The organism is uncultured Nostoc sp. (assembly GCF_937863485.1).
Lineage (GTDB): Bacteria > Cyanobacteriota > Cyanobacteriia > Cyanobacteriales > Nostocaceae > Nostoc.
Window position 1 is genome coordinate 1 of record NZ_CALMFY010000189.1, and the last position, 4,957, is coordinate 4,957.

Consider the following 4,957-nt stretch of genomic DNA (forward strand, 5'->3'; position numbering starts at 1 on the left):
CGAACCTCCTTAAGCTTGTCAACTATTTTTCCAAAAATATTTTGGACCGCTTTTCTATCACTATCAAAGCCTTAGAGAGTTAGGGCTTTAGGCTATAGTATTCCTGGAAGTCACTAAGGAAGCAATAAAGTTGTGATGAATTCTGCTGTTTTGCCGCCCTGGCTGGTTTTAGATCCACTTTTGCATGGCTGGTTGTTGGAGGATATTGGTAGGGGCGATCGCACAACAAATACGCTACTAGTAGAAGATGTGACGTTAGGCTCGGCTAAATGGATAGCTAAAGCTTCAGGGATAATTACTGGCTTACCAGTTGCAGCTAGGGTGTTTCAGATTTTGAATGAAAAAGTCAGCTTTGTGGCGGTTGCGGTTGAAGGCGCATGGTGTGAGCCAGGACAGGTAGTAGCTGAAATTCATGGTTCGCTGGATGCGCTACTGATGGGAGAGCGAGTTGCTCTGAATTTAGCTATGTGCTTGAGTGGGATTGCCACGCTAACTAATATATATGTAGAGAAAATTGCCGATTTACCTGCTCAGTTGGTGGATACGCGTAAAACTACACCAGGACTCAGACTGTTGGAAAAGTACGCGACTGCTGTGGGCGGGGCGATTAATCACCGTATGGGGTTAGATGATGCGGTGATGATTAAGGATAATCACATTGCGGCTGCTGGTGGAATTGGAGAAGCAGTTACCCGTATTCGTTCTCAGATACCTTATCCCTTGACAATAGAGGTAGAGACTGAAAGTTTAGAGCAGGTCAAAGAAGCTTTGCAGCATAACGCGGACATTATTATGTTGGACAATATGCCTGTGGATATGATGAATCAAGCGGTGCAGTTGATTCGCCAACAGGATAGCCGGGTGAAAATTGAAGCTTCGGGGAATGTGACTTTGGAAACTATTCGCGGTGTAGCAGAGGCGGGTGTTGACTATATTTCTACCAGTGCGCCGATTACTCAGTCGAAGTGGTTGGATTTGAGTATGAGGATTCCCCTGTAATTGACGCCATGTGCGACTCAATATTCTGTAACAAGATCGTCGAACTGAAGAGGGTCACAATTGTGGCAATTAAGCCATAAACAGACAGTATGAGCTAAATTGCGATTGAGACGACTGATAAGATGCCACATATCTCTAGCTCAAATCTTCTCTATATGAAATCTCTCAAATAATTGACCAATTATAGCAGTCGAAGCATAGATTAGGACATAATAGAAAAAAATGACCAAAAAAATGCCAGCATCTTATAGTTACGATTTAAGAACTAGGGTGATTAATGCGATTGATGGTGGGATGAGAAAAACTCAAGCCAGTCGCATCTTTCAAATTAGCCGTAATACAATAGATATTTGGTTAAAGAAGAGAGAAGATACAGGAGATTATCAGGGGAAAGTAGGCTATCAACAAGGATATAAGCCGAAAATTAATGATTTAGAGAAATTTCAGCAGTTTCTGCAAATAAATGGCAGCAAAACTCAAGCAGAAATGGCAGAAGCTTGGCCAGAAAAGATTAGCGATGCCTTCGGCGAGCTACGCTAACGCACTATAGGAAAAGCTTTAAAAAAAATTGGTTATACCCGAAAAAAAAAACTTACGGGTATAGAGAAAGGGATGAAGAAAAAAGGCAGGAATTTCGAGGCAGAATCAGCCAAAAAGAACGCTCAAAGCTAGTTTACGTTGATGAGTCAGGAATAGATAATAGAGAAGACTATGGTTATGGATGGAACCCCAAAGGAGAAAGATTTTACGATTTAAAATCAGGAAGAAGAAACTTGAGAGTAAGTATTATGAGTGCTTTATGCCAAGGAGAGTTAATTGCCCCATTGAACGAGTGAAGGTTCGTGTAATCGATTAGTTTTTGAGAAATGGCTTGCAGAAAAACTTTTACCTGAACTCAAATCAGGACAGACAGTTATTTTAGATAATGCCACTTTCCACAAATCTCAGAGAATTCGTGAATTAATTGAATCTGTCGGGTGTGAACTTGAATATTTACCACGATACTCTCCTGATTTAAACGATATTGAACATTATTGGTTTCCGATAAAAAACCGAGTCAGAAAATCAGTTGGTACTATCGAAAATTTTCCGGAGAGAGTTGATACAGCTATTCGTTTAACGTCCTAACCTATACTTCGATTGCTATACTGTTTCAATTAGGCGACGAAAGCGTTGCATTAATCGAACTGAAGATTGGCTACGAGAGTCAGACATATTAGAACGCAGAGGGGTTTGTAAATTAATACCCATTCCTTCAAGTTCTCCTGACAAAAACTGACTTAAATACCCCTTATATGCGATTAATAAACCTTTAACTCGCGTGATTAAATCCCAAACTGCTTCTCGTTCACTACCATTTGCCGGAGCGAGGGTAAACCCACTAATAACTCCTGTGCCAGTAATGATTAAATGCCCATGAAACCCATATTAAGTCTGTTTCTTAGCAGCACAAAAGCCATAATCTGCTTGAGATTTAAAACTCCGGCAGTTGGGAGCGCGACTGAAGCTACACAAAGGTATTGGTAATCCATCAATCAAATGAAGTTGATCGGAAAATGCTCCTAAATGCTGTGCTAATTTTTGTTGTAACAGTTCCTTGTACTGCCAACAATTAGCTGCTTGACGAATAAAAGCATAGCGACTCTTTAAATTCGGAAATAGCCCTAACCAATGACGGTGAAAGTATTTCCAAATGTCTTTGTCAGCATCTATTCCCAAAAACTCTGCCACTACTTGCATTGTTAAAACTTCACTCTCTCTTAAACTCGGAGCAAAACCTCGTCTCTTAATTGGGTATATCTGGGTGATTTCAATCAGCACGTCGTCAACACAGCAAAATACGGCAATGATAAACTCTTCAATAGAAAACATTTTTCCCTCGTTCCACTCACTGGTAACGATTTTCTCGCACCAGTGCGGATTGTGGGAATTTACTTTTCAATCGTTCATACACCCGACTTGTGTAACGAAACAATAAGTCGCACATCGCGTTAATTTAGACGAAAGTGGCTTGATAAATGAGTAAAAAGTTGGCAGAGCTACTAAGGACGATCACTCTAGCTTTCATTCTGTTTTCTGCCATTGATAATCTGTGTTGTTACGATTACTTACACAAACAGTAGCTTAACGGCTAAATTTGCTTAGACTACGATGTTAAATAAGAACAGTGTGGGAAAAGCGATCGCCACTCTACTAAACAAGGTCTGTTATACAAAACTGTATTTTAAGTACTAGAGCTAGTACCAAAAAATCATCCATCCTTATCGCTCACTAGCGTTCAATTGTTGGTGATTGCAATGCTAGGTGGACTCTAAAGTAGCTCAGAAATAGTCCAAAAGTTTGAGACAATAGGTCAAAAGTAGGGCGAGTGGCGTTTTTCTGTCTGTGTATGCATAAAAATTTCCATAAAGCAAAATAGATAAACACAATTTATCGCAGGTTATTCAGTCAATAATCTTAATTCATACCTTCTGCTTCCTGCCTCCTTCACGCAATACTCCCACGCTTTCTGGCTTCTTTGTAGGAAGTTCCAACATTTTTCAAACCAGCTTTAATCATTTGTTGTTCAAGGAGGGCAAAGAAACGCGCTTTATCGCCACCTTTAACTACTGCTTGATTATGGGCCTCTGCGATCGCTACAGGGTAGCCATATCCTTTTTGTACTTGTGCCAGCATTAATCCCAAAGCTTGGTCTAGCATGGTTATATTTTCCGCTACCCATGCCGGAACTTCGATCCGGGCGATTTCGGTGCCAACATGGACATAGCAAAAGTAAATGGTTTGATCACCGTAGAGTTCGAGAATGGGGGAATTACTGCGCCACAGGGTAGTGCGTTGTCCTGGTTTGAGTCGGGTTGCCCAAATAGAAGTATCTCGTAACTGTTCAAAAACTTTACAAGCTACTTTTTCTAGCTGATTTGGGCAATAACTTTTACAGTCTGGTACTGGATGGGGACAAGCCAACAACCGTAAAAAGTTCATTGTTTCAATGCTGCGAGAGGCACTAAGATAGCCCATCAACGGAATTTGAGCATCACGCATCTGCTGCCAAGCTTCTAGGATGGGAGGTAAAATGCGATTGCGTGCATCTATTGGCAACTGTTCCAAAAACCAGTAAATTAACGAACCATCCACCATTGCCAATGCTGGTGCTTCCCCCTTCGCTGCACATGCAAGTTCTGCCAACACCGTTGTTTCTGAAGCAGTGCGGCGAAAACTCATCCATTCCTCAGTTCTAATTCCCCATTGCCGAGACATGTATAAATCTTCTGGGTGGTAAAATACTTCTGGCAAACTATCGAGTAATGGATGGCGGTTTTGTCCGTAGTGTAAGACTACTCTGCCGATATTCAGGAGATAACAGTAAGCAATTTCGTGATGATTGGGGGCAATTTGCGAACCATCAGTAGCAACGACAGTATGAATTTTTGGAGGAACTGGGATATCAATGCAGGTTTCTAGCGGCTCAATTGGGGTAGCATTAGCAAAGAGAATGCGATCGCGCCATTTCTCCTGGCGATCAATTAAATCTTGTTGAGACTCGTAAGCATTTTTGAGATGTTGTTGCGCCAATTCTAAACGTTGGCGACTGGCAGCAGCTTCTAAGGTAAGATGCTGACTTAAACCCTGCATCTGTCGCGCCAGTTTTGTCAGGTCAAGCATAAAGGTAAGTGCTGAGTTAGGAGCCATTCAATTTTAGATTTTTAATTTTAGATTTTAGATTAAAGGAGAAATCTAAAATCAAAAATTTGCAGAGTTAAGAATTTTCTAATTTCTTACTATCTTTAAAATATCTCAATTCGTTGACATTCCGCCTTTGAATAAATCCGAGGCTAATAACTAAAATTATCTTCAGAGGACTGAGTAAATAATTTTAGTCCACTTGAGTGGACTTGGGCTATAAGCCAGGAACTTACAGCAGATTTCAAGTTTGTGAGGTATAAAAATACCCCACCCG

General features: G+C 40.9%; 2 protein-coding genes and 3 pseudogenes. 2 read left to right on the forward strand and 3 right to left on the reverse strand.

Annotated features, from left to right (window positions below; translation table 11 throughout):
- Positions 1-135 precede the first annotated feature (135 nt).
- On the forward strand, positions 136-999 hold the full coding sequence (gene nadC, locus Q0541_RS25655; RefSeq protein WP_298917498.1) for a carboxylating nicotinate-nucleotide diphosphorylase: 864 nt from the start codon (positions 136-138) through the stop codon (positions 997-999).
- Positions 1,000-1,016: 17 nt separating this feature from the next.
- Here the strand turns inward: nadC and Q0541_RS25660 are convergent.
- Positions 1,017-1,184: pseudogene (locus Q0541_RS25660) on the reverse strand (IS982 family transposase); the annotation flags it as partial.
- A gap of 49 nt (positions 1,185-1,233) precedes the next feature.
- Here Q0541_RS25660 and Q0541_RS25665 point away from each other — a divergent pair.
- Positions 1,234-2,127 (forward strand): annotated as a pseudogene (locus Q0541_RS25665) (IS630 family transposase).
- Between the two features lie 18 nt (positions 2,128-2,145).
- Here the strand turns inward: Q0541_RS25665 and Q0541_RS25670 are convergent.
- Positions 2,146-2,871, reverse strand: a pseudogene (locus Q0541_RS25670) (IS982 family transposase); the annotation flags it as partial.
- A 615-nt stretch (positions 2,872-3,486) separates the two neighbouring features.
- Complete coding sequence (locus Q0541_RS25675; protein WP_298917501.1) at positions 3,487-4,662, reverse strand: DNA double-strand break repair nuclease NurA; 1,176 nt, start codon at positions 4,660-4,662, stop codon at positions 3,487-3,489.
- Positions 4,663-4,957: the final 295 nt, after the last annotated feature.